This is a genomic window from Herbaspirillum sp. VT-16-41, assembly GCF_001994935.1.
In the GTDB taxonomy this organism is placed as follows: Bacteria; Pseudomonadota; Gammaproteobacteria; order Burkholderiales; family Burkholderiaceae_D; genus Herbaspirillum; species Herbaspirillum frisingense.
Window position 1 is genome coordinate 185,701 of the sequence record NZ_MUXB01000099.1, and the last position, 20,544, is coordinate 206,244.

Here is a 20,544-nt window from a genome sequence, read left to right on the forward strand (position 1 = left end):
GAGGGCTTTCCGGCACGCTACTGTTGCCCAGCCGGTCGAGACCTGCCCGCTATTGGGCAATGACCTGTGGTAGCATCTTCAGTGCCTTAACTTTGCAACATGCTCAAAGGAATCTTCCTGCACAAATGCGGGAACCTTGAGAGTATGCCAGGCCGCCAGGTCTGGTCTGCGCTAGCCAGATAGCCACGTAGTACGCTCAGAGACGGCATCTCCCCTGACGACCTGACCAATCTCCATTGCTCCTTGCTGCGTGCGGTGCCAGGCGCTTGAGGCGTCGTCCCAGGGCCTGTTGTCTTATGGCTTGGACTGGAAACGTGATCACCCGCTATTACCGAGAGCTGTTGCACTTCTGCCTGCGCAAAGTCAAAAATCCCGAAACTGCTGCCGATCTGGTACACGATAGTTTTGTCCGGGTCCTGACAATGGAGCGCGCGGGCCACGCCATCCTCGATCCAAGCACCCTACTGCGCCAGGTGGCCCTGCGTCTGAAAATCGACATGGACCGCCGTGCCGCGATTCGCCAGCACGAGGATATCGACAGCCTGCCGGACACCGACATGCCTGCCGTTCCTGCCCATCTGCAGCCAGAGCAGGCCTGCGCTGCGATCCAGTCCGCGCACGCTTACCTGGAAGCCATCGACAGCCTGCCGCCCCGTTGTCGCGAAGCCTTCCAGCTGTATGCGTTCGAGGGGCTGCCCAACAAGGAAATCGCTGAACGCATGGGTATCTCCCTGAGCATGGTCAACCAGTACATCAGCCGCGGCAAACTGGCCTGCGCAGCCTGCCGGGAGGCCCTGGAGGCAGCTCCGGCAGCCCGATGACCACGCTTGTGCTGCCCGTCCCCGCTGGCAGGTGCAGTTTCTCCAGTCTCATGCATCTATACAAATAAGATGAAGCCATCGACAGCCCCGACCGCGACCAGCGGTTACCCCTCCCCCGACCAGCCCGTCCAGCAGGAAATGGCAGCGCTCTTCGACACCGAAGACCCTGTCAGGGTCGAGGCGGCACGCTGGCATACCTGCCGCGAACAGGGCTGTTCACCCCAGCAAGAAGCGCAATTCCAGCAATGGTTGAGCGCTAGCACCGCCCATGGCGCCGCTTATGCGTGTATTGAAGCTGGCTTAGCGGGACTCAATGCGGCCACGCTGGCGCTACGGCGCAACGCGGCGTCAGCTGCTCCCACTCCCATCCAGGCGCGCGCCGCATCCGGGGGCAGTTGGTGGCAACGCCAAATGGGAGCCCGCTGGCGCCCCCGTTTCAATGTCTTGGCATTGTGTTGCGTGATGTTGCTGGGCTGCGGGCTGGCGACGCTGCATTGGCTCGGGCAGCGCAGCTTCCACCAATCCTTTGCCGTCCGGCAAGGCGAGCGTATGGCGCTGACCCTGCCGGATGGCACCGAGTTGGCGCTGGATTCCGGCACCGCGCTGGAGGTGACCCTGCTGCCACAGCGACGCGAAGTACACCTCACCAGCGGCCAGGCGATGTTCCACGTGGCCCATGACAGCAGCCGGCCGTTTGTGGTGGAGATTGGCGCCACCCGGGTTACCGTGCTGGGTACGCGCTTTTCGGTACGCCGCGGCAATGCGGACGCGGTGGAAGTGGCCGTCGAGCAAGGCCATGTCATGGTGACCAGCACTGCCCCTGACCATCCGGCACAGGCCTACCTGTTCGCCGGGCAGACCGTGCAAGCTTCGGCTAGCGGGCTGCTGGGTGCCGTACGCGAGATCGACCCGGCCAGCATCGCCCCATGGCGCCGAGGTCTGCTCCACTTCACCAGTACACCATTGGCGCAGGCCTTGCAGGAGTTCGAGCGATATGGCCCCAGCCACGTCTTCGTGCGAGATCCTGTGGTCGCCGCCATGCAGGTCGGCGGCAGTTACCGTCTGGACAGCCCGCAGGCTTTTGCCCAGACCATGCCGCGTATCCTGCCGGTACGGCTGGTACGAGCGCCCAATGGTGACATCGAGATCGTCCGGCGGTAGTAAGCTGCTCAGTCGGCAATCACACCCGGGCCGGGGCCCACAACGACATTGTGATTAAAGTTCACGACAAGAGGTGCACATTTGAGGCAGTCAAGCGTCTTAATGATAGTGAGACCCATTTTCACTTAACTATCATCGAGACCCTATTCCAATGCACAAGCCTCCATTCCGCTTTGCGCCCACCCGCATTTCCCTGGCTGTCGCCCTTTTGCTGGTCCAGGCACCTGTCCTGCACGCCCAGACCGTAGATAACGACCGCACCGTCAGCATTGCCATTTCCGCCCAGCCTCTGGGCTCCGCGCTCAATGCACTCTCTGCCGCCACGGGCATCCCGATCGCATTCCCGCCGGCCCTGGTGGCGGGCAAGAACGCTGCTGCCGTGCAGGGCAGTCTGACGCCGCGCGCAGCGTTGACGCAACTGATGAACAACAGCGGGCTGGAGGTGCAGCAGGTCAACGGCACTTTCGTCATCCGCGCTGCGGGAACGGCTCAACAGTCTGCGGCCCCGCTACCGCAAGTGGTGGTGAAGGCGGCTGCGGAGAATGAAGAAAACCTGCCAGCCGCCTACGCCGGCTGCCAGGTGGCACGCGGCAGCCGCGCCGGGCTCTTGGGTAATGCCAAGATCATGGACACGCCCTTCAATACCACCAGCTATACCGCGACGCTGATGGAGAACCAGCAAGCCATCACGGTCGCCGATGTACTGGCCAACGACCCGTCGGTGCGCCCGGTCTCCTATGGCCTGACCAATTCGGCGGCGGGTGGCGAAATCTTCATGATCCGTGGCCTGTCGGTGCAGGATTCAATCCTCTTTGACGGCGTGCCCGGCATCATGTCTGGCCGCGCCAGTTCAGCCGAGATCGCTGAACGTGTCGAATTGCTCAAGGGCCCCAATGCCCTGCTGAACGGAATGGCACCCGGCGCTGGCGGCGCCGTGGGCGGTGCCATCAACATCGTTCCCAAGCGCGCCGATGACGAACCGCTCACGCGTGTGACGACCACCTACATGTCCAACAGCAACCTGGCCGGCCACTTGGATCTGGGGCGTCGTTTCGGGGAAGACAAGCAATGGGGCATCCGCTTCAACGGCATTTATCGCAACGGCGATACGGCCACCTCCGATCAGTCAGTGGAGTTGGGTGCGGCCACGCTGGGTATCGATTATCGCGGCAGCCAGTTGCGTGCATCGCTGGATGTCGGGCACCAGACCATGAACAACACGTCCCCGCAGGGATCCGCCGGCTTCGGCATTGCCGATGGCGTCGAGGTACCCTCGCCGCCCAGCGCCACCGCACGCATCGCCCAGAGCTGGGAGAACACCAAGTCGCGCAGCAACTTTGTCCTGGCCAAAGCGGAGTACGAGCTCAGCCCGCAATGGATGATCTACGGTGCAGTGGGGGGCAGCGATACCCAGTCGCGCTATCTGTCCACCGACATCACCGTCAATGACAGCCAGGGCGACGGTACTGCCAATGTCTATTTCTGGCCGAACTGGACCCGCAACCAAGTATGGCAAGGTGGCTTACGCGGCACCGTCTTCACCGGCAGCGTGAAACACCGGTTGAATCTGAGCGCGACTTATCTCAAGAGCGATTCCGGCTACACCTCTTCCTACTATGGTTTCACCAGCTACGATACCAACATCTACCAGCCTGTCACCGTGGCCGCACCTTCGCTGGAGGGCTTCTCTTCCAACCCGCCCAAGACCAATTCGCTGCAACTGCCGTCGCTGGCCCTCTCCGATACCCTCTACTTCATGGATGAACGTATCGCACTGACGCTGGGTGGACGCTACCAGCGTGTCAAGAGCATCTCCTACGACACCAGCGGGACCGGCACTGGAGATACGGTTTACCAGAAGCAGGCCGTCACTCCGGTATTGGCCGTGGTGTTCAAACTCATGCCCAATCTTTCGCTCTATGGCAACTACATCGAGGGACTGATCCAGGGCGATACTGCACCGGTGGGCACGACCAATGCGGGGCAGATGTTCCCGCCGGTCAAGGTGAAACAGCGCGAGATCGGCGCCAAGTATGACTTCGGCAGCTTCGGCACCAGCCTGAGCCTGTTCGAGATCCAGCGGCCCAGCGGTTTTTCGGTGTCCAATGCAGATGGCACCTCGACCTATCAGATCAGCGGCGAGCAGCGAAATCGTGGGGTCGAATTGAATCTCTTTGGCGAGTTGGCCCGCAACGCACGTCTGCTGGGCGGCCTGGCTTATACCGACGCCCGCCTGACCAAGACCGATAGCGGCACCTACGATGGCAACGTCGCGCCCAATGTCTCACGCTGGCAGCTTAATCTCGGCGGGGAATACGATGTTCCCGCCCTGGCCGGCCTGACACTGAGTACCCGAATGATTTCCACAAGCTCCCAGTACATCGAACAGTCCAATGTCCGTAGCATTCCCGGCTGGACCCGTTGGGACATTGGCATGCGCTACACGACCCGCGCCTTCGACAAACCGATGGTGCTGCGCGCCAGCGTGAACAACCTTTTCAATCGAAACTATTGGTCCAGCAGCAACGGCAACTGGGTATACTTGGGCCAGCCGCGTACGGTGATACTCTCGGCTAGCGTCGATTTTTAATCTGGCATAACGGCGGGTCTTGCTTCGCGCCAACTAGGCTGTTCTGTCTCCTCCCAGTTATCTCAGCGCCGGCCATTTCTAGGGCCTGTTCACATTAAATCTGCGAGTGTGCAGATTTAATGTGAACAGGCCCTAGTGCGTCGCGGAATTTCCCGTTGCAGGACTCGCGGCATCCGTACTCTCAAAAGCCTCCTGGCTCGATATACAGCGTCTTTGAAACGATCAATACAAGACGGCTGGCTCTCCTATTTCTTTTTGACGATCTTGTTCCCCATGACGACGCCTTTAATGGTGCCAAATACATCTCCGTGAATTTGGTGACCAACGTTACCTTTAATGTTCATGGCTGGCGTCCGCGCTCCCGACGACGACTCAGAGCCGGAGGTCAATCCAAAAATCATTCCAAGCACGCCAGCTTTGCCTCGGATATCCAGGCTGCGAAATCCTTCAAGTAAATCGCTTTCATCTTTGGTTAGCGGAGCATTGCTCGACTCTCCCGTTAAGAGAAATAACACATCAATTCCCGCCACTGCCATAGCAGTGAGATAAGCCGAGTCGGGCTTTCGCGATCCGTTCTCATAGTTCATTTGCGTATCACGCGTAACGCCACCCAAGGCAGCAAACTTCTCTTGGCTCAGACCTAACCGCTTACGCTCCAACTTTAGACGCTCGTTAAATTCCATCATTTGACCGCAATATATTGTTTGACTTGCGGTCATATGACCGCTATATTCACGTCATTGCTAAGTGACGTGTACAACCATTATCCCATATGCCCACTCTCTCCAAGCCCGTATGCCGCCCCCACACCGATACCTCGGTGGCCGTTACCTTCCGCCTTGAAGCTGATGAAGAAGAACGACTGGCTGAGCTGGCCCGCCAGGATCTGCGCACACGCTCGTCCTTTGTGCGCCTGCTGATATTGCGCGGCATGGCCGCCTACGACAACGACGTTAAAGCCGAACGGGCTTGAGCACGGAGGCTGCTATGTACGACGATCCCCGCAAAATCCGTCATCGCCGCATCGTTGTGCGCGTCAACGACGACAACTACGACATCATGAAGGCGCTGGCACAGTACCAAGGTGAAAACCTGGCCACCTTGGCTCATGATCTGTTGATGCATCAGGCCATCGCCCTGGCGCAATCCTATTCGATGCCGATCTTATCCGAGCAGAACGTGCAAGCCAAGGCGCTCACGAGCCACTTTTCAGTGCCTCGCAATGCCTGATATCGAATTGCCGTTCACTAATCCTGCGTTAGTCGAAGCCCTGGAAGTGATCATGATGCGAGAAGGCTTTGACACGATTGAACAGGCCGCTGAGTTCGCTCTAGCGCAATCTGTTCGAGAAGGTATCAAACGTTTTACCGGCAAGGGGCGTGCACTCTATGCCATCAAGGGAAAGAAAACAACATGCGTGTAATCAGCCTGCCGTGCCCTCATTGCCAAAGCCCAGTGCGTGCAGCCAAAAGCCGAACCATGTCTACGCTGATGAAGGAAATCACCTACCGATGCCAGAACGTCGATTGCGGCCATACCTTCGTGGCCACGCTGGAGATTTCTCGCACCGTTTCCCTGTCGGCCATGCCCAATCCCGAGGTGAGCCTTCCCATCTCGCCCCGTGCGTACCTTGTCCCCCAAGGAACAGGTACTGCCTGACTTGCTGCTGACCGCCTAGCCGGTCGCTGAATCCCAAATAACTAAGACCTGTCGTGCGCCGTTTGGCGCACGCGGGATTCGCTCACCCTAAAGAAACCTCACATGGCTCTCGACCAGCAACAGACAACGCTTGCCCTCGCCTCGCTGCGGCTTCGCATGGGCGACGATATCAAAGAATTTCAGTGCGCCCAGCGCATGCTGCTGCGCAAAGCCGTGCTGCAAGACGAACTGCAGTGGAATGTGATCTGGCAGGGGAAATCTGCCATTGCACATCGCCTTGGCCAGCGTCTGCAGCGTCTCGGTGGCCTGATGGGGGCATGGTAATGCGTACTGTGATCGCTCATTGCATCGCTGCTCTGCTGTTGCTTGCACCATCTCTTCTTGCGGCTCTCGGGCTGGTGCGGGGGTAACGATGCGCGGTGCACGAATTAAGGACCATGCGTCATTCCGGCCGGCTGCGGACCTGCTGCGTGAGCGTGCGGCATGGGTTCCCACGCCCCCGGGAAATGAGGCTGCCAAGGCTGAGCTCAGTAAATCCATTTCGCTGTTGCGCAATCGCAGGCGGCCCGATCTCCAAACCGGCATTGCTTATTCCTGGGCAGCGATGCCCAAGCCAGTGCGTCGACACATCCTGGCCCTGGCGGGCTTCGCGGCGGATCGCTGGGAATCTCCTATTCACTCCTTTACTGAAGCGGAACGCCTGGCCATGCGCCATGCGGTGCTGCGTGCCATTACGACGTATGAAAGAGCCCTCAATGCAGTCTAGAACAGTCGATGCGAAAACACGGCGTCGCCATCGGGCTTTCGTCGAGTCGCACCAGTTTGCCGGGGAACTGGCACGTATTCCGCTGAAGTGGCGCGGACGTGTCGTAAGCCAGGCCCTGGAACTGATGTCGGTATGGCACTGGAACAAGATTTTTGAGCCGGTTGCGGTTCAGTTCGTCCGCGAATTCGCTGAGCAGTACGTGCCGGCCGGCGTGGATCTGTCGCAGGATGATGCCGATATCTGTGCTACGGCCGAGAAAGCAGCCGAGAACGTCAAGAAAGTCTTGTGGAAAGCCATTTCTGACACCCACGCACGCGACCTCATCGAGCAGGAGTGTAGCGACTACGGCATTGATATGCCTGAAGTGGATGATGACGACCTGCGCGCCATCATCGCGCGTGTGGTGGATCCGCGCTGGTGGCGTCGGCAACTGCGCAAGGTGGTCGGCCGCGCCCTTGAGGGCGGAAATATTCGCCTGGGCTATGTGCACTATCACGGCGAGCCCTATGCCAGTAATGACGCCGTACTGTCTCGCCTGGCACAGAACCGGAGAAATGCCGCTGCTCTGGAAGCGACCATTGTGCGCAATGAGGCTGGTCAGGAATTCAGTATTGCTGAACTAGCCGAAAAAACGACCGCTAACAAGACCATTCGTCGCGGCGAACTCATGCTGCGCATCAATGGTTTCGAGGTAATTGCAAAGGAGTGCAACGATCAGGGCCTGTTCCTCACATGGTCTTGCCCATCGCGCTTCCATGCGACGCTGCATACGGGCAAGCCAAATCCGAAGTATGACGGTTCGGACCCTCGCACGGCCAATCGATACCTGGGCAAGATGACTGCGCTGGCGCGTTCGGCGTTGGCCCGTCGCGGCATCGGCCTGTACGGCTTCCGTATCGCTGAGCCGCATCACGATGGTTGCCCGCACTGGCATATGCTGGTGTTTGTACGCGCGTTACCTGACTACACCACGCCACACGTCAAGGATGTGACCAGCCGCGCTATCCGCGTCATGAAGAGATATGCCTGGCGCGTGGACCGTGGCGAGCCGGGCGCATTCAAGCGCCGACTTGACGTTAAACGCATCGATTGGGCGAAAGGCAGTGCTGCGGGCTACATCGCCAAATATGTGGCCAAGAACATCGATGGGGTGGCGGACCACAAGACCAAGGAAGGCTATCTCATCACCACCGATATGGCGGGTGATCGTGAGCTGACGCCCTCGGCCCGCGTGGAAGCCTGGGCGGCCCGCTGGGGGATTCGTCAGTTCCAGCAATGGGGTGGAGCACCGGTAAGCGTCTGGCGCGAGCTGCGCCGCGTGCCGGCAGATATGGTCAAACAGGCGCCACCGGCCATGGCCGCCGCATGGGATGCCGTACAAAAAGTCGAGGGCGAGAAGCGCGCATGTTGGGCGAGCTATCTGCGTGCGCAGGGCGGCGCTCTGGTGAAGCGTGACGATCTGATGGTCACGCTGGCCAAGGAAACCAAGACTGTCACCGGGCGCTATGAAGAGTGCGAGCGCGTGATGCCCTATGGCGTCCAGTGCCGCGAGATGGTCGGTGTGGTTTTTAAATCCGTTCGTCACACATGGACGCCAGTTCAAGGGCACGATGCCCGCACATCGGCGGGTTCGAGGTTCCCTTGGACTCGTGTAAATAACTGTACGCAGCCCGCCGCGCCTGCCTTTGCGGCCGATGTGTCCTTTGACCCGAAGACCGCACCGGCGCCGGTCACGTTCCAGCCGGACCAGGCCGCACAAGTTGAGCATGCCTGGCTTGCCCTGGGCGCATGCCCCTGGCCTCGGCCGGCGGTCGATGACAGGCCAGCATGGCCGGCACCGGCCATGACGGCGGACGAACAGCGCCTGGCTCTGGCCTCATGGGACGCCATCAAGGCATGTCCTTGGCCGCGCATGGTGCCGCTGCCCGACAAGTCACCGCGTCACGGCACACCTCGCCAGGTGGCCGACTGGCGCGCCGGCCGGCTCGATGTGAACGAACTTCCGATTGATACCAACCCAACGAAAGGGAACGCCCCATGACCGCGTTTCGTGTCGTCGTGCGCACCGCCAGCGCACGCCATTCATACACCGCCATCGCAGCCCATAGCTGCGACGTGATCGCCGCCGCCGTCGATCGCTTTGGCGTGTGTTCTGTTACGGCCACCAAGGAGAAGAAGCAATGAATGCACCTGTGAAATTTGATGTGATCGCCGCCGCCAGCAAGTCGCGTGACTTCGTGATGCAGCCCCCGCAGGCCCTAGATCGCATCACCTTCAACACGCCCGACAATGGCGTGCTGGCCGGCTACGTATCGGTCATTCGTCAGCACCTGGGCAATGGCCAGCGGTTTGCCTGGGTGGAACTGGATAACGAGCTGGCCGGCCAGTTTCGCGGCGTTCCGCTGGCAGACATCATCACTTCGGATGATGCTGGAGACCTGCGCCGCCATACTTCGGCCCACGAAGCCAAACGTCTTTGTCTGGGTGACTACAGCAGCAGCCTACGTCGTGAGTTTGAAAAGAGGGAACCGCAGTCATGAGCGCGCTGTTTCTTGACAATGAGAGCCTGGACCGCCTCACTGGAATTCGGCGAGGCTCTACGCGCGCGGGTGTAAAGCGGACCAAGCATCAGCTCCAAGCGGCCTTTTTACGCGAGGCCGGCATACCGTTTATCCCGAATGCGCGTGGCCAACCTGTCGTCTTGGTGTCGGCCGTAGAATCCCGCCGTTCAACTACGGCGCCTAAGCAGGCGTGGCAACCAGCAGCTATAAGGGCATGACATGGGACGTAAGCCATCGAAAAACGCGAACCTACCGAGGGGCGTGCGAGCACGCGAGCAGCGCAGTGGGATCATTTACTACTACTACGATGCTGGCGGCAAGCCGCGCCGCGAAATTCCTCTCGGCTCTAACTATGTAGAGGCCGTGCGAAAGTGGGCGGAGCTGGAGGCGCTGCCGCCCACCACCGTCTCCAAGGTGGTGACGTTCCGTTATGCGTGCGAGGTTTATCAGAAAAAGTACTTAATCGAGAATGCACCGAAAACCCGGGAAGAGAAATTGCGGCAGATTGAGACACTGCTCGCATTCTTCGATAATCCACCAGCGCCGTTGGAAGAAATCAAGCCCATCCACATCAAGCAGTTCTTGTCATGGCGCGTCCAGCGAACTCAAGATGCTTTGCGCAAGAGAGGGGAACCGGTGGAAGGTAACGAAGGCCGCGTGGCCGCCAATCGAGAGAAGTCGCTCATCTCGCATATCTGGAATGCAGCACGAGCAGAAGGGCTAACCGATCTTCCGAATCCATGCGCAGGAATCAAATCGTTTCGCGAATACGGCCGTGAGACCTATGTCTACGACGACGCTTTCAAAGTAGTGTGGGATAAGGCAGACGTGCCAACACGTGAGGCAATGGATCTGGCCTACCTCACCGGCGGCCGACCAGCGGACCTGCTGAAAATTGACGAAATGCATCTTCGGGACGGCAACATTGAGGTGCGACAGAACAAGACCGGGCACAAGCTGCGCATCGCCATTCAAGGAAAGCTCGCGAGACTGATAGACCGCATCAAGGCAAGAAAGCGCGCACTTTCCGGTGTCGTGGTTTCAACCAGGCTATTGGTCAATGAAGAAGGCCAGCCACTCGGCCGCTCAGCGCTGCGTTTTCGCTTCGAGAACGCTCGTGCAGCGGCAGGGATTGAAGGTGATGATTTCCAATTCCGCGACCTCCGTGCTAAGGCCGCCACTGATAAAACAGATGAAACTCGCGACATTCGTGAGGCACAGCAGCAGCTTGGCCATACCAGTGTCACGATGACAGAGACTTACGTGAGAAAACGAAGGGGCAAAAAGGTCACTCCGACAAAATAAAAAGGGCCGCCAAATATCGGCGGCCCTTTTCTATTGCGCTATTCAATCACGCAACACGACGTTGCTTAAATTCTTCAATTGGCACCTCGACGGTTTGCTTTCCGTCGCTCTGTTCGGTCTTCTCGCTGGCATTGGCGACTGCAGTCAGAATCACTTTAATCTCAGATTCTGCGAAACGCTTCAAGGCTTCACGCATCAGCGGCTGATATCCCATTTTGTGAATCTTGGCAATCTGCTTAAATTTCTCGATGAGCTCACGATCCAACCGAATTGAAATCGATTGCATTCCTTGCGCTTCGTCAAGCTGACGCTGAATGTCTTTCGGCGCTACCTTTACGTGATCGACGTCTCTCCCGAGCGAACCGTTTTCCCAATTTTCTTCGGTTCCTTGAATTTTGTCCGGGGTTGTCATGTGCTTCTCCTGGTATGACGATCTGATGTGGTACTACTTTCCATATTTTTCGTATATGTCTATTTCGACCTGATTTGGGTCGTAGGCTGTTTTCAGCCGAAACGAACCGTCTTGAAATATAAAAACGATTTTGAGCAAGCGCCCCTTGTTAGTCTCGGCAATGAACCACAAGGTTGCAGGATCAGTGCGATTGTCTTCTCGATCATCAATGAGGTTTTCGCCACACTTGTTGTCAAAACACTCACAAACTTCTTTTTCTGTAACCGGCGGGGTCTTCTTGTCCAGCTTGTCCTGTATTCCCTGCGAAATTACTAAGCCTCTCATTCACCCCCCTTTCGTGTATATACAGAATATTGGATACAAACAACGTGATTTCAAGGATTAGCGCCAAAAACAGCCCGCTAATCAGCAATATGAGCAACATCAAGATGCCTAGACACATCAGAAAAACGATTATACGTGTATATACGCCATTTTGCTGAGCTTCTTTAATCTGCTTTTTCATGCTCATATTTCGAATCGATTGAATATTCAAAATTTGAAACGCAAAAAACAGCATTCAAAATGCGAATAGATTTGGCGCGCCCAAGCGCGAGGAGGGAAATTGCGGAGCAAAAGGGGAATTGCGGAGCAAAATAAAAAGGCTCTCCGGTCGGAGAGCCTTTTAGATACTGGTGCTGGCTGCAGGACTTGAACCCGCCACCCCCTGATTACAAGTCAGGTGCTCTACCAGATGAGCTAAGCCAGCAAAACTTGAGCCCGCGATTATAGCCTACTTGATCCGGGTCAGTACAGGTCGTCCACCTTTTTTCGGTGGTTCCGGATCGTCATCGTCCTTTGAGCCAGTATCTGCAGACTTCTTCTCAGGTTCGGAAACGGGGACCGAGGACAGTGCCGGGGCTGGGGCGACGCTTTCAGACACAGGTGCGTCCTGAGCATTGTCCTCACCAGCGGCAACCGGGGCTTCAAAGGCCATGCCCTGGCCGTTTTCACGGGCATAGATGGCGATGACGTTTTCTACCGGGATCATGATGTCGCGCGAGACACCGCCAAAGCGGGCGCTGAAATGGATGCTGTCATTCTCCATCTTCAAGCCGCTGGTGGCCTCGAAGCTGATATTCAGTACGATCTCGCCATTCTTGACGAACTGCATCGGCACGCGCGTGCGGCTGTCGACGACCACGGCAATGTGCGGCGTATAACCGTTGTCGGTGCACCACTCGTAGATGGCGCGCAGCAGGTAGGGCTTGGTGGAGACTTCTTGCATGACTATGTGGTGTGCGATGCGAGGCATGCCCGCATCTGCCGGCTGAGCCGGGGTGAAACTGCAAATCGGACTGCAGGTGGAACACGCTGCGCGCCCATGAATGGCAGACGCGCAGCGGATACTCCGGGATGCGGCTTAACGACGCATCACCTTCTCGGACGGGGTCAGCGCCTCGATGTAGGCCGGACGCGAGAAGATGCGCTCGGCATACTTCATCAGCGGGGCTGCAGTCTTGGACAGCTCGATACCGTAATGATCCAGGCGCCACAGCAGCGGTGCCAGTGCCACGTCCAGCATGGAGAACTCGTCACCCAGCATGTACTTGTTCTTCAGGAACAGCGGTGCCAGTTGGGTCAGGCGGTCGCGAATTTCGTTGCGCGCCTTTTCCTGGTTCTTTTCGGCAGCCTTGGACTTTTCGTTTTCCAGCGTGTGCACGTGGACGAACAGTTCCTTTTCGAAATTGAACAGCATCAGGCGGGCACGGGCACGCATCAGCGGGTCGGCCGGCATCAGTTGCGGATGCGGGAAACGTTCATCGATGTATTCGTTGATGATGTTCGATTCGTACAGCACCAGGTCACGTTCGACCAGGATCGGCACTTGGCCGTAGGGGTTCATGACCGAAATGTCTTCCGGCTTGTTGAACAGGTCCACGTCGCGGATCTCGAAATCCATGCCCTTTTCGAACAGGACGAGACGGCAACGTTGCGAAAATGGGCAGGTCGTGCCCGAGTAGAGAACCATCATTTTTTCAGAGCCCTAAAAACAAAAGGGGGGCGAGACGCATAACGCTCACCCCGGTACGCAATTCCGCAAAACCGCGCGGATACGTGATTGTACGTTTTTACTTGATGTTCTTCCAATAGGACGCGTTCAAACGCCACGCCAATACCGAGAAGATGCCCAGGAACAACAGAACCCAGACCCCGAGTCGCTTGCGCGTATTCTGCGCCGGCTCACCCATCCATTGCAAATAGGCAACGAGATCGGCGACGTTGTTGTCATACTCCGCCGTGCTCATCTTGCCGGGCTTGACCTGCTCGAAGCCGGCAAACTTGTGGGTGGTCTTGTTGGCGTCGTGGGGGTCCTTCTCCTCGACGAACTTGGCCTTGCGGATTCCTTGCAATTCCCACAACACATGAGGCATCCCGACGTTGGGGAAGAGCATGTTGTTCCAGCCGGTGGGACGACTGTCGTCCGTATAATAACTGCGCAGGTAGGTATAAATCCAGTCCGGACCGCTGCCTGCCTCCGATGCCTTGGCACGCGCAATCACCGACAGGTCCGGTGGTGCGGCGCCAAACCAGGCCTTGGCATCCTGCGGCGACATCGAAATCTTCATCAGGTCGCCGACTTTTTCCCCGGTAAACATCAGGTTGTTCTTGATCTGGTCCTCACTCAGGCCGATATCGCGCAGGCGGTTGTAGCGCATCGCGGAGGCCGAATGGCAATTCAGACAATAATTCACGAACAACTTGGCGCCGTTTTGCAACGACGACACGTCCTTGGTCCGGTCCGGGGCGTGATCCAGCGGAAAGCCCCCTTCGTTGGCGCAGGCCAGCGCTGGCAGCAAGGCCAGCGCGGCAATCACTTTCTTGAGCAATGTCATGTTCTTGTCCTTTGGCGGCTGGCTTAGTGCGGGTGGTAGACGACGCGCTCGGGAACCGTCTTGAAGGTACCGGCAGCACTCCACCAGGGCATCAGCAGGAAGAAGCCGAGGTAGATGAAGCTGCACACCTGCGAGACGGTGGTGCCGATGGCCGTCGGCGGTTGCACGCCGAGGTAGCCAAGGATGACGAAGGCGATGCCAAAGACCAGGTAGACGTACTTGTGCCAGCTCGGGCGGTAGCGGATGGACTTGACCTGTGACTTGTCCAGCCACGGCAGGCCGCCCAGAATGACCACCGACAGGCCCATCAGGACCACGCCCCAGAACTTGGCGTCGAACACCAGCATGCCGGCAATGATTATCAGACCGATGACGATGGCAGCGATCTTCAGTTTTGCGCTCAGGCGCGACTTGATGGCCAGCAGTGCCACGTAGGCTGCCACGCCAGCGATGAGCCAGCCCATGAAGTCCGCCGTGGTCGCGCGCAGGATCGAGTAAAACGGCGTGAAGTACCACACCGGGGCGATGTGCGGCGGGGTCTTGAGCGAGTCTGCCGGGATGAAGTTGTTGTATTCCAGGAAGTAGCCGCCCATTTCAGGTGCGAAGAACACCACCGCCGAGAACACCATCAGGAAGATCGACACGCCGAAGATGTCATGCACCGTGTAGTAGGGATGGAACGGCACGCCGTCCAGCGGCACGCCATTGGCATCGGTCTTTTCCTTGATTTCCACGCCGTCCGGGTTGTTCGATCCCACTTCGTGCAGCGCGATGATGTGGGCGACCACCAACCCGATCAGCACCAGCGGAATGGCGATCACGTGGAAGGAGAAGAAGCGGTTCAGGGTGGCGTCGGAAACGACGTAGTCGCCGCGAATCAGCAGCGACAGGTCAGGGCCGATGAAGGGAATGGCACCAAACAGGTTCACGATCACCTGCGCGCCCCAGTAGGACATCTGCCCCCAGGGCAGCAAGTAACCGAAGAATGCTTCACCCATCAGGCACAGGAAGATCCCCACGCCGAACAGCCACACCAGTTCACGCGGCTTGCGGTAGGAGCCGTACAACAGGCCCCGCACCATGTGCAGGTAGACCACGATGAAGAAGGCGGAGGCGCCGGTGGAGTGCATGTAGCGCACCAGCCAGCCCCAGGGTACATCGCGCATGATGTACTCGACCGAGGCGAATGCCAGGGTGGCATCCGGCTTGTAGTGCATCACCAGGAAAATGCCGGTGACGATCTGGATCACCAGCACCAGCAGGGCGAGCGAACCGAAGATGTACCAGAAGTTGAAATTCTTCGGTGCGTAGTATTCGGACAGATGGGCTTTCCAGGTAGCGGTCAGCGGAAAGCGGGAATCGACCCAGTTCAGGGCCTTGGCTGCGACCGGCGCATCATCCGGCAGCTTCTTTTCGTGAAATGCTCCCATGATCAGGCCTCCCCTTTCTCGTCCTTGCCGATGACGAGCTTGTTTTCGCCTTCAAACATGTAGCGCGGGACCTGCAGGTTGTCCGGCGCCGGCTTGTTCTTGTACACGCGTCCAGCCAGGTCGAAGGTCGAGCCGTGGCACGGGCACAGGAAACCGCCGTGCCAGTCGTCCGGAAGCGAGGGCTGGGGGCCGCTCTGGAAGCGCGAACTGGGCGAGCAACCCAGGTGCGGGCAGATACCCACCACGACCAGGATGTCCTTGCGCAGGGAACGCCACTCGTTGAGGGCGTAGTCGGGAGTTTCGGAGAAATCGGTGCGCTTGGAATTGGGATCGGCCACCTCGCCATCGGTCTTCTTGAGGGACTCGATCATTTCGGGTGTACGCTTGAGAATCCAGACTGGCTTGCCGCGCCACTCGACGGTGCGCATCTCACCGGGAACAAGTGAAGAAATATCCACTTCCACCGGTGCACCCGCAGCCTTGGCACGTTCAGAAGGTTGCAGGGTGGAGACAAACGCTCCAGCGGTGGCCAAACCCGCTACACCGCCGGCCGCACAAGTCGCAACAAGCAAACCTCGTCGACTTGCGTCGACCTGATTCTCGTCAGTCATAAAGACCCCAATCTCCAAATGTAAGTTAGCGTGGACCTTCTAAGTGACCCTCATGCAACTTTTCGATTATATATAAGCTGAATAGGGTTTTGTAGCTAACGGCCGGTATGGTACAGGCTGGCAAAAATCGACATTTGACGCAGCGCAACCCATTGTCAATCTGCTCTTTTTATCGGTTTTCTTGCAGTGCGGCGTCAGCGCTTGTCCGATTTACTTTTGACGGCGGGCAGGATATAACCCGTTGTAAACCCGCCTCATGTTTAAACAGCAACTTTCAAAGGAGAAACCAGGGATGAGCATGCTCAAGGATTTTCGCGCCTTCGCGATCAAGGGAAACGTGGTCGACCTGGCCGTCGGTGTCATCATCGGCGGGGCCTTCGGCAAGATCGTCAGTTCGCTGGTAGAGGATATCATCATGCCCCTTGTCGGCAAGATCTTCGGCGGCCTAGATTTCGCGAACTACTACCTGCCCCTCAACGGCCAGGCCTACGGCATGCCGCTGGCCGAAGCCAAGAAGGCCGGCGCCGTCTTCGCCTATGGCAACTTCCTGACCATCCTGATCAACTTCCTGATCCTGGCGTTCATCATCTTCCAGATGGTCCGCGCCATCAACAAGGCCCGCGACCTGGCAAGCAAGCATGAGGAAGCCGCACCGGCGGCCCCCGCGCCGACACCCGAAGATGTGCTGCTGCTGCGCGAAATTCGCGATTCGCTGAAGAAGCAGGGCTAAGCGCCGCGCCAGGACAAGCCGCCGCGCAGGGCAGGCAGCCTACACCGGATTGTCGATGTCGATGAAACGGTGCTCGATGCCGAAGTGCGCCGCCACATGTTCACCGAGAGCCTGGATGCCGTAACGCTCGGTGGCATGGTGGCCGGCGGCGAGATAGAGGGTGCCGGTCTCGCGTGCCAGATGCACGGTCGGTTCGGATATCTCCCCGCTGATGTAGACCGAAGCACCGGCGTCGATTGCTTCGCCCAGCATGCCCTGCGCTGCGCCGGTGCACCACGCCACCTTGCCCACTGGCTGCTGCGGATCTCCGATCAGCAGTGGCATGCGGCCCAGGCGCTTTTCGATCAACATCACCAGATCGGCAGCCGTCTTCACCGACGACGCATGGCAACGTCCGATCCAGCCGATATCGTTCTCGCCGAAGCGGCCGGTGGCTTCAAAGTCGAGTCGTTTGGCCAGTTGCGCGTTGTTGCCCAGTTCCGGATGTGAATCCAAGGGAAGGTGATAGCCGAAGAGATTGATGTCATGCGCCAGCAAGAGCTTGAGGCGACGCTGTTTCTGACCGATCACGCGCATATCTTCACCGCGCCAGAAATAGCCATGATGGACCAGGATGGCATCAGCCTGCCAGTCCCTGGCTGCTTCGATCAAGGCCAGGCTGGCGGTGACGCCACTGACCACGCGGGCAATCGTGGTGCGCCCTTCCACCTGTAAGCCGTTTGGGCAATAATCGCGGTATTGCGCCGCGTTAAGCGTCTGTCCCAGATATGCCGAGAACTCATCTCTGTTAATGTGGCGGGTCATCTCTTCCTCATCCGATTTCAAATCAATACCAAGAATTCTTTATGCGACGTTTATGGCTGTTGTTTGCACAGACCGTGACAGTGGGTCTGGCCGTGTGGTTCATTGTAGCGACCTTGAAGCCGGACTGGCTGTCCGGTTCCTTCAGTTCGCGTGCAAGGCCCGCCCAGTCCACGGTCCAGATGCAGGAAGCCACGCCCAATGCACCGGCCCTCGACTCCTATCGCAACGCCGCGCGCCAGGCCATGCCATCGGTGGTGAACATCTTCACCACCACAGAGGCACGCCCTCAGAAGAGTCCGTTCCAGAATGATCCGTTCTTCCGCAAGTTCTTCGGTGACCAGTTCGATGAGCAGCAGCAGGACGACAAGCAGTCCAGCCTCGGTTCTGGCGTGATCGTGAGCCCACAGGGCTACATCCTCACCAACAACCACGTGGTGGAAGCGGCGGACAAGATCGAAGTGGCCCTGGCCGACGGTCGCAAGGCCAGCGCCAAGGTGGTCGGTATCGATCCCGAGACCGACCTGGCCGTCATCAAGATCGATCTGCCCAACCTGCCGGCCATCACCCTGGGCCATCCGGAGAACAGCTCGGTGGGCGATGTGGTACTGGCCATCGGCAATCCCTTCGGTGTGGGGCAGACGGTCACCATGGGCATCGTCTCGGCGCTGGGCCGCAACCACCTGGGCATCAATACCTTCGAGAACTTCATCCAGACCGATGCCGCCATCAACCCCGGCAACTCCGGCGGTGCACTGGTCGATACCAATGGCAACCTGCTGGGCATCAATACGGCGATCTACTCGCGCACCGGCGGCAATCTGGGTATCGGCTTCGCCATCCCGATGTCGACCGCCAAGACGGTGATGGAAGCCATCATCAGCCATGGCCAGGTGGTGCGCGGCTGGATCGGGGTGGAACCGCAGGACATCACACCGGAACTTGCCGAGAGCTTCGGCCTGGGCAAGAAGACCGGCGCCATCATCGCCGGCGTGCTCAAGGGCGGTCCTGCTGATCGCGCCGGCATGCGTCCGGGTGACATCCTGGTGAGCATCGACGGCAAGGTCGTGGCCGATACCACCGAAATGCTGAACGTCATCGCCCAGCTGACGCCGGGCCAGGAGATTGCCATGACGGTCCTGCGCAAGTCGCAGGAAACCAAGCTGAACATCACCGTGGGCAAGCGGCCGCCGCCGCCCAAGAGCGATGACAGCGACGAAGAATAAGCGAGGAGAAGCCATCCATGCATGTGCGTGACCTGATCCAGTTCCTGGGTGAACTGTCCGAGAACAACAACCGCGCCTGGTTCGTGATGAACAAGCCGCGTTACGACATCCTGCGTGAGGAATTCCTGGCGCTGACCATCAAGCTGATCGCCGAGATCAGCAGGTTCGATCCGGCCATCGCCGGTTGCAATCCGAAGAAAGCGCTGTTCCGTATCAATCGTGACATGCGCTTCTCGCACGACAAGCGTCCCTACAAGACACATTTTTCGGCGGCCATCACGGCCAGCGGACTGAAGAAGCCCAGCCAGGGCGGCGGCCCGGCGTACTACTTCCACATCAACGAAGCCGGCCAGTTGCTCATCGCCGGGGGCGAGTACATGCCGCCGACACCGCGCCTGCGCGCCATCCGCAACCGCGTCGTGGAAGATGCGGCCGGCTTTACGAAGATGCGCAAGAACAAGAAGCTGACGACCGCCTATGGTGACCTGCAGGAGGAAGGGAAGCTGCAACGTCCACCCAAGGGCTTCGATCCGGACAGTCCCAATATCGAATATGTGAAGCTGAAGAGCTTCATCGTCTGGTCCGAAGAAGATATCCGCAAGAAGATTCCGACCGACCTGGGCAAGCACGTCCTGGAAGGTTTCAAGAATGCCTATCCGCTCGTGCAGTGGCTGCGAGATATCCCGCTGGTGAGCACGGAGGAGTAATCCAACGCCTCAGCGCATGTACCAAAGACAACGCCCGCTTCATCAGCGGGCTTTGTCTTTGGGTTGTCATCAGCGTCTGCGATCCAGCCTACTCCGGAGAGGCGGTACTGCTGGGCTCGGCATCCGGCGCACGCGTGGCACGCTCGAAGATGGGCGCGACCAGCAGGCCGACTTCGTAGAGCAACACCAGCGGCACGGCCAGCATCAACTGGCTCATCACATCGGGTGGGGTGACCACGGCGGCCACGATGAAAGCGCCGACGATGACGTAAGGGCGAATCTGCTTCAGCTTGGCCAGTGGAACCAGACCCATGCGCACCAGCACGATCACGATCACCGGCACCTCGAAGGTGACACCGAAGGCCACGAACATGGTCAGCACGAAGTCGACGTAGCTGTCGATATCGGGCGCTACCGAGACCGACTTGGGTGCGAAGTTGTTGATGAACGGGAAGACCACGCCGAACACAAAGAAATAGCAGAACGCAACACCGGTCACGAACAGCAGCGAGGACGAAATCACCAGCGGTGCGATCAGGCGCTTTTCATGCGCATACAGGCCGGGAGCGACAAAGGCCCACAACTGGTAAAGCACCCATGGCAGTGAAATCAGCACCGCCACCAGCATGGTGACCTTGATGGGGATCAGGAAAGGAGTGATGACGCCGGTGGCGATCATCTTGCTGCCAGCGGGCAGCGCATGGATCATCGGTGCAGCCAGCACGTCGAAGATATGGGCCGCAAACGGCATCATGCACAGGAACACCACCAACACCACCGCAGCCGCCTTGACGATGCGACTGCGCAGTTCGATCAGGTGCGAGATGAAGGTATCTTCGGCCTGGGTGTTTTCTTCAGCCATGGATTCGGAGCATTCTGATGAAGTGA

Annotated in this window: 26 protein-coding genes and 1 tRNA gene; 16 read left to right on the forward strand and 11 right to left on the reverse strand. The window is 58.6% G+C overall.

Features of this window, described 5'->3' with window-relative positions:
• The first annotated feature begins 314 nt into the window (after positions 1 to 314).
• The 3 genes from BTM36_RS09245 to BTM36_RS09255 all read left to right on the forward strand — a co-directional run bounded on the left by BTM36_RS09245 (position 315) and on the right by BTM36_RS09255 (position 4,572).
• Complete coding sequence (locus BTM36_RS09245) at positions 315 to 821, forward strand: RNA polymerase sigma factor (protein WP_254426968.1); 507 nt, start codon at positions 315 to 317, stop codon at positions 819 to 821.
• 69 nt (positions 822 to 890) lie between these two features.
• Positions 891 to 1,982 (forward strand): FecR family protein, encoded by a 1,092-nt coding sequence (locus BTM36_RS09250; protein WP_077236034.1) that lies wholly within the window; start codon positions 891 to 893, stop codon positions 1,980 to 1,982.
• 151 nt (positions 1,983 to 2,133) lie between these two features.
• Complete coding sequence (locus BTM36_RS09255) at positions 2,134 to 4,572, forward strand: TonB-dependent receptor (protein WP_077236035.1); 2,439 nt, start codon at positions 2,134 to 2,136, stop codon at positions 4,570 to 4,572.
• A gap of 245 nt (positions 4,573 to 4,817) precedes the next feature.
• Here BTM36_RS09255 and BTM36_RS09260 read toward each other — a convergent pair whose 3' ends face one another.
• The gene (locus BTM36_RS09260; RefSeq protein WP_254426969.1) at positions 4,818 to 5,291 is read right to left on the reverse strand and encodes a helix-turn-helix domain-containing protein; all 474 of its coding nucleotides are present in this window, start codon (positions 5,289 to 5,291) and stop codon (positions 4,818 to 4,820) included.
• 53 nt (positions 5,292 to 5,344) lie between these two features.
• Here BTM36_RS09260 and BTM36_RS09265 point away from each other — a divergent pair, with 53 nt between their 5' ends.
• The 10 genes from BTM36_RS09265 to BTM36_RS09310 all read left to right on the forward strand — a co-directional run bounded on the left by BTM36_RS09265 (position 5,345) and on the right by BTM36_RS09310 (position 10,863).
• Complete coding sequence (locus BTM36_RS09265; protein WP_006461601.1) at positions 5,345 to 5,545, forward strand: hypothetical protein; 201 nt, start codon at positions 5,345 to 5,347, stop codon at positions 5,543 to 5,545.
• A gap of 14 nt (positions 5,546 to 5,559) precedes the next feature.
• Positions 5,560 to 5,802, forward strand: a complete 243-nt coding sequence (locus tag BTM36_RS09270; RefSeq protein ID WP_006461600.1) for a hypothetical protein — start codon at positions 5,560 to 5,562, stop codon at positions 5,800 to 5,802.
• On the forward strand, positions 5,795 to 5,995 hold the full coding sequence (locus BTM36_RS09275) for a hypothetical protein (RefSeq protein ID WP_077236037.1): 201 nt from the start codon (positions 5,795 to 5,797) through the stop codon (positions 5,993 to 5,995). The genes BTM36_RS09270 and BTM36_RS09275 overlap by 8 nt, the downstream gene beginning before the upstream one ends.
• Positions 5,986 to 6,231, forward strand: coding sequence for an ogr/Delta-like zinc finger family protein (locus BTM36_RS09280; protein WP_075259307.1), 246 nt, complete (start codon positions 5,986 to 5,988; stop codon positions 6,229 to 6,231). Before BTM36_RS09275 ends, BTM36_RS09280 begins: the two co-directional genes overlap by 10 nt.
• Positions 6,232 to 6,333: 102 nt before the next feature.
• Entirely contained in the window at positions 6,334 to 6,555 is a 222-nt protein-coding gene (locus BTM36_RS09285) for a hypothetical protein (RefSeq protein ID WP_075259306.1), read from the forward strand.
• 88 nt (positions 6,556 to 6,643) lie between these two features.
• Positions 6,644 to 6,997, forward strand: coding sequence for a hypothetical protein (locus BTM36_RS28590; protein ID WP_174616830.1), 354 nt, complete (start codon positions 6,644 to 6,646; stop codon positions 6,995 to 6,997).
• Complete coding sequence (locus BTM36_RS09295) at positions 6,987 to 9,038, forward strand: replication endonuclease (RefSeq protein ID WP_077236038.1); 2,052 nt, start codon at positions 6,987 to 6,989, stop codon at positions 9,036 to 9,038. The genes BTM36_RS28590 and BTM36_RS09295 overlap by 11 nt, the downstream gene beginning before the upstream one ends.
• Positions 9,035 to 9,181 (forward strand): hypothetical protein, encoded by a 147-nt coding sequence (locus BTM36_RS28325; RefSeq protein WP_008330650.1) that lies wholly within the window; start codon positions 9,035 to 9,037, stop codon positions 9,179 to 9,181. The genes BTM36_RS09295 and BTM36_RS28325 overlap by 4 nt, the downstream gene beginning before the upstream one ends.
• Entirely contained in the window at positions 9,178 to 9,537 is a 360-nt protein-coding gene (locus BTM36_RS09300; protein WP_077236039.1) for a hypothetical protein, read from the forward strand. The genes BTM36_RS28325 and BTM36_RS09300 overlap by 4 nt, the downstream gene beginning before the upstream one ends.
• Positions 9,538 to 9,777: 240 nt before the next feature.
• A complete protein-coding gene (locus BTM36_RS09310; RefSeq protein WP_168189769.1) occupies positions 9,778 to 10,863 on the forward strand; it encodes a tyrosine-type recombinase/integrase in 1,086 nt (361 codons plus the stop codon).
• Between the two features lie 46 nt (positions 10,864 to 10,909).
• On the opposite strand, the gene BTM36_RS09315 is transcribed toward BTM36_RS09310, so the two are convergent.
• The 8 genes from BTM36_RS09315 to petA form a co-directional block, all read right to left on the reverse strand.
• The gene (locus BTM36_RS09315; RefSeq protein WP_077236041.1) at positions 10,910 to 11,275 is read right to left on the reverse strand and encodes a BrnA antitoxin family protein; all 366 of its coding nucleotides are present in this window, start codon (positions 11,273 to 11,275) and stop codon (positions 10,910 to 10,912) included.
• A 33-nt stretch (positions 11,276 to 11,308) separates the two neighbouring features.
• Positions 11,309 to 11,599, reverse strand: a complete 291-nt coding sequence (locus tag BTM36_RS09320; protein WP_077236042.1) for an ADP-ribosyl-(dinitrogen reductase) hydrolase — start codon at positions 11,597 to 11,599, stop codon at positions 11,309 to 11,311.
• Between the two features lie 348 nt (positions 11,600 to 11,947).
• A tRNA-Thr gene (locus BTM36_RS09325) sits at positions 11,948 to 12,023 on the reverse strand.
• Between the two features lie 24 nt (positions 12,024 to 12,047).
• Positions 12,048 to 12,542, reverse strand: coding sequence for a ClpXP protease specificity-enhancing factor (locus tag BTM36_RS09330; protein ID WP_077236043.1), 495 nt, complete (start codon positions 12,540 to 12,542; stop codon positions 12,048 to 12,050).
• Between the two features lie 135 nt (positions 12,543 to 12,677).
• Positions 12,678 to 13,289 carry a glutathione S-transferase N-terminal domain-containing protein gene (locus tag BTM36_RS09335; protein ID WP_006461591.1) on the reverse strand — a complete coding sequence of 204 codons (612 nt, stop codon included), beginning with the start codon at positions 13,287 to 13,289 and terminating at the stop codon, positions 12,678 to 12,680.
• 97 nt (positions 13,290 to 13,386) lie between these two features.
• The gene (locus tag BTM36_RS09340) at positions 13,387 to 14,151 is read right to left on the reverse strand and encodes a cytochrome c1 (protein ID WP_006461590.1); all 765 of its coding nucleotides are present in this window, start codon (positions 14,149 to 14,151) and stop codon (positions 13,387 to 13,389) included.
• 23 nt (positions 14,152 to 14,174) lie between these two features.
• Entirely contained in the window at positions 14,175 to 15,581 is a 1,407-nt protein-coding gene (locus BTM36_RS09345) for a cytochrome bc complex cytochrome b subunit (RefSeq protein ID WP_077236044.1), read from the reverse strand.
• Between the two features lie 2 nt (positions 15,582 to 15,583).
• The gene (petA, locus tag BTM36_RS09350) at positions 15,584 to 16,192 is read right to left on the reverse strand and encodes a ubiquinol-cytochrome c reductase iron-sulfur subunit (protein WP_006461588.1); all 609 of its coding nucleotides are present in this window, start codon (positions 16,190 to 16,192) and stop codon (positions 15,584 to 15,586) included.
• A 292-nt stretch (positions 16,193 to 16,484) separates the two neighbouring features.
• Here petA and mscL point away from each other — a divergent pair, with 292 nt between their 5' ends.
• A complete protein-coding gene (gene mscL / locus BTM36_RS09355; protein WP_077236045.1) occupies positions 16,485 to 16,922 on the forward strand; it encodes a large conductance mechanosensitive channel protein MscL in 438 nt (145 codons plus the stop codon).
• A 39-nt stretch (positions 16,923 to 16,961) separates the two neighbouring features.
• On the opposite strand, the gene BTM36_RS09360 is transcribed toward mscL, so the two are convergent.
• Positions 16,962 to 17,726: a Nif3-like dinuclear metal center hexameric protein gene (locus tag BTM36_RS09360; protein WP_039874015.1), complete on the reverse strand. Its 765-nt coding sequence runs from the start codon at positions 17,724 to 17,726 to the stop codon at positions 16,962 to 16,964.
• A 41-nt stretch (positions 17,727 to 17,767) separates the two neighbouring features.
• Here BTM36_RS09360 and BTM36_RS09365 point away from each other — a divergent pair, with 41 nt between their 5' ends.
• Both BTM36_RS09365 and BTM36_RS09370 read left to right on the forward strand, forming a co-directional pair.
• Positions 17,768 to 18,949 (forward strand): Do family serine endopeptidase, encoded by a 1,182-nt coding sequence (locus BTM36_RS09365; RefSeq protein WP_006461585.1) that lies wholly within the window; start codon positions 17,768 to 17,770, stop codon positions 18,947 to 18,949.
• A gap of 17 nt (positions 18,950 to 18,966) precedes the next feature.
• On the forward strand, positions 18,967 to 19,656 hold the full coding sequence (locus BTM36_RS09370; protein WP_077236046.1) for a DUF2461 domain-containing protein: 690 nt from the start codon (positions 18,967 to 18,969) through the stop codon (positions 19,654 to 19,656).
• Positions 19,657 to 19,744: 88 nt separating this feature from the next.
• Here BTM36_RS09370 and tatC read toward each other — a convergent pair whose 3' ends face one another.
• On the reverse strand, positions 19,745 to 20,518 hold the full coding sequence (tatC, locus tag BTM36_RS09375) for a twin-arginine translocase subunit TatC (RefSeq protein ID WP_006461583.1): 774 nt from the start codon (positions 20,516 to 20,518) through the stop codon (positions 19,745 to 19,747).
• Between the last annotated feature and the right edge of the window lie 26 nt (positions 20,519 to 20,544).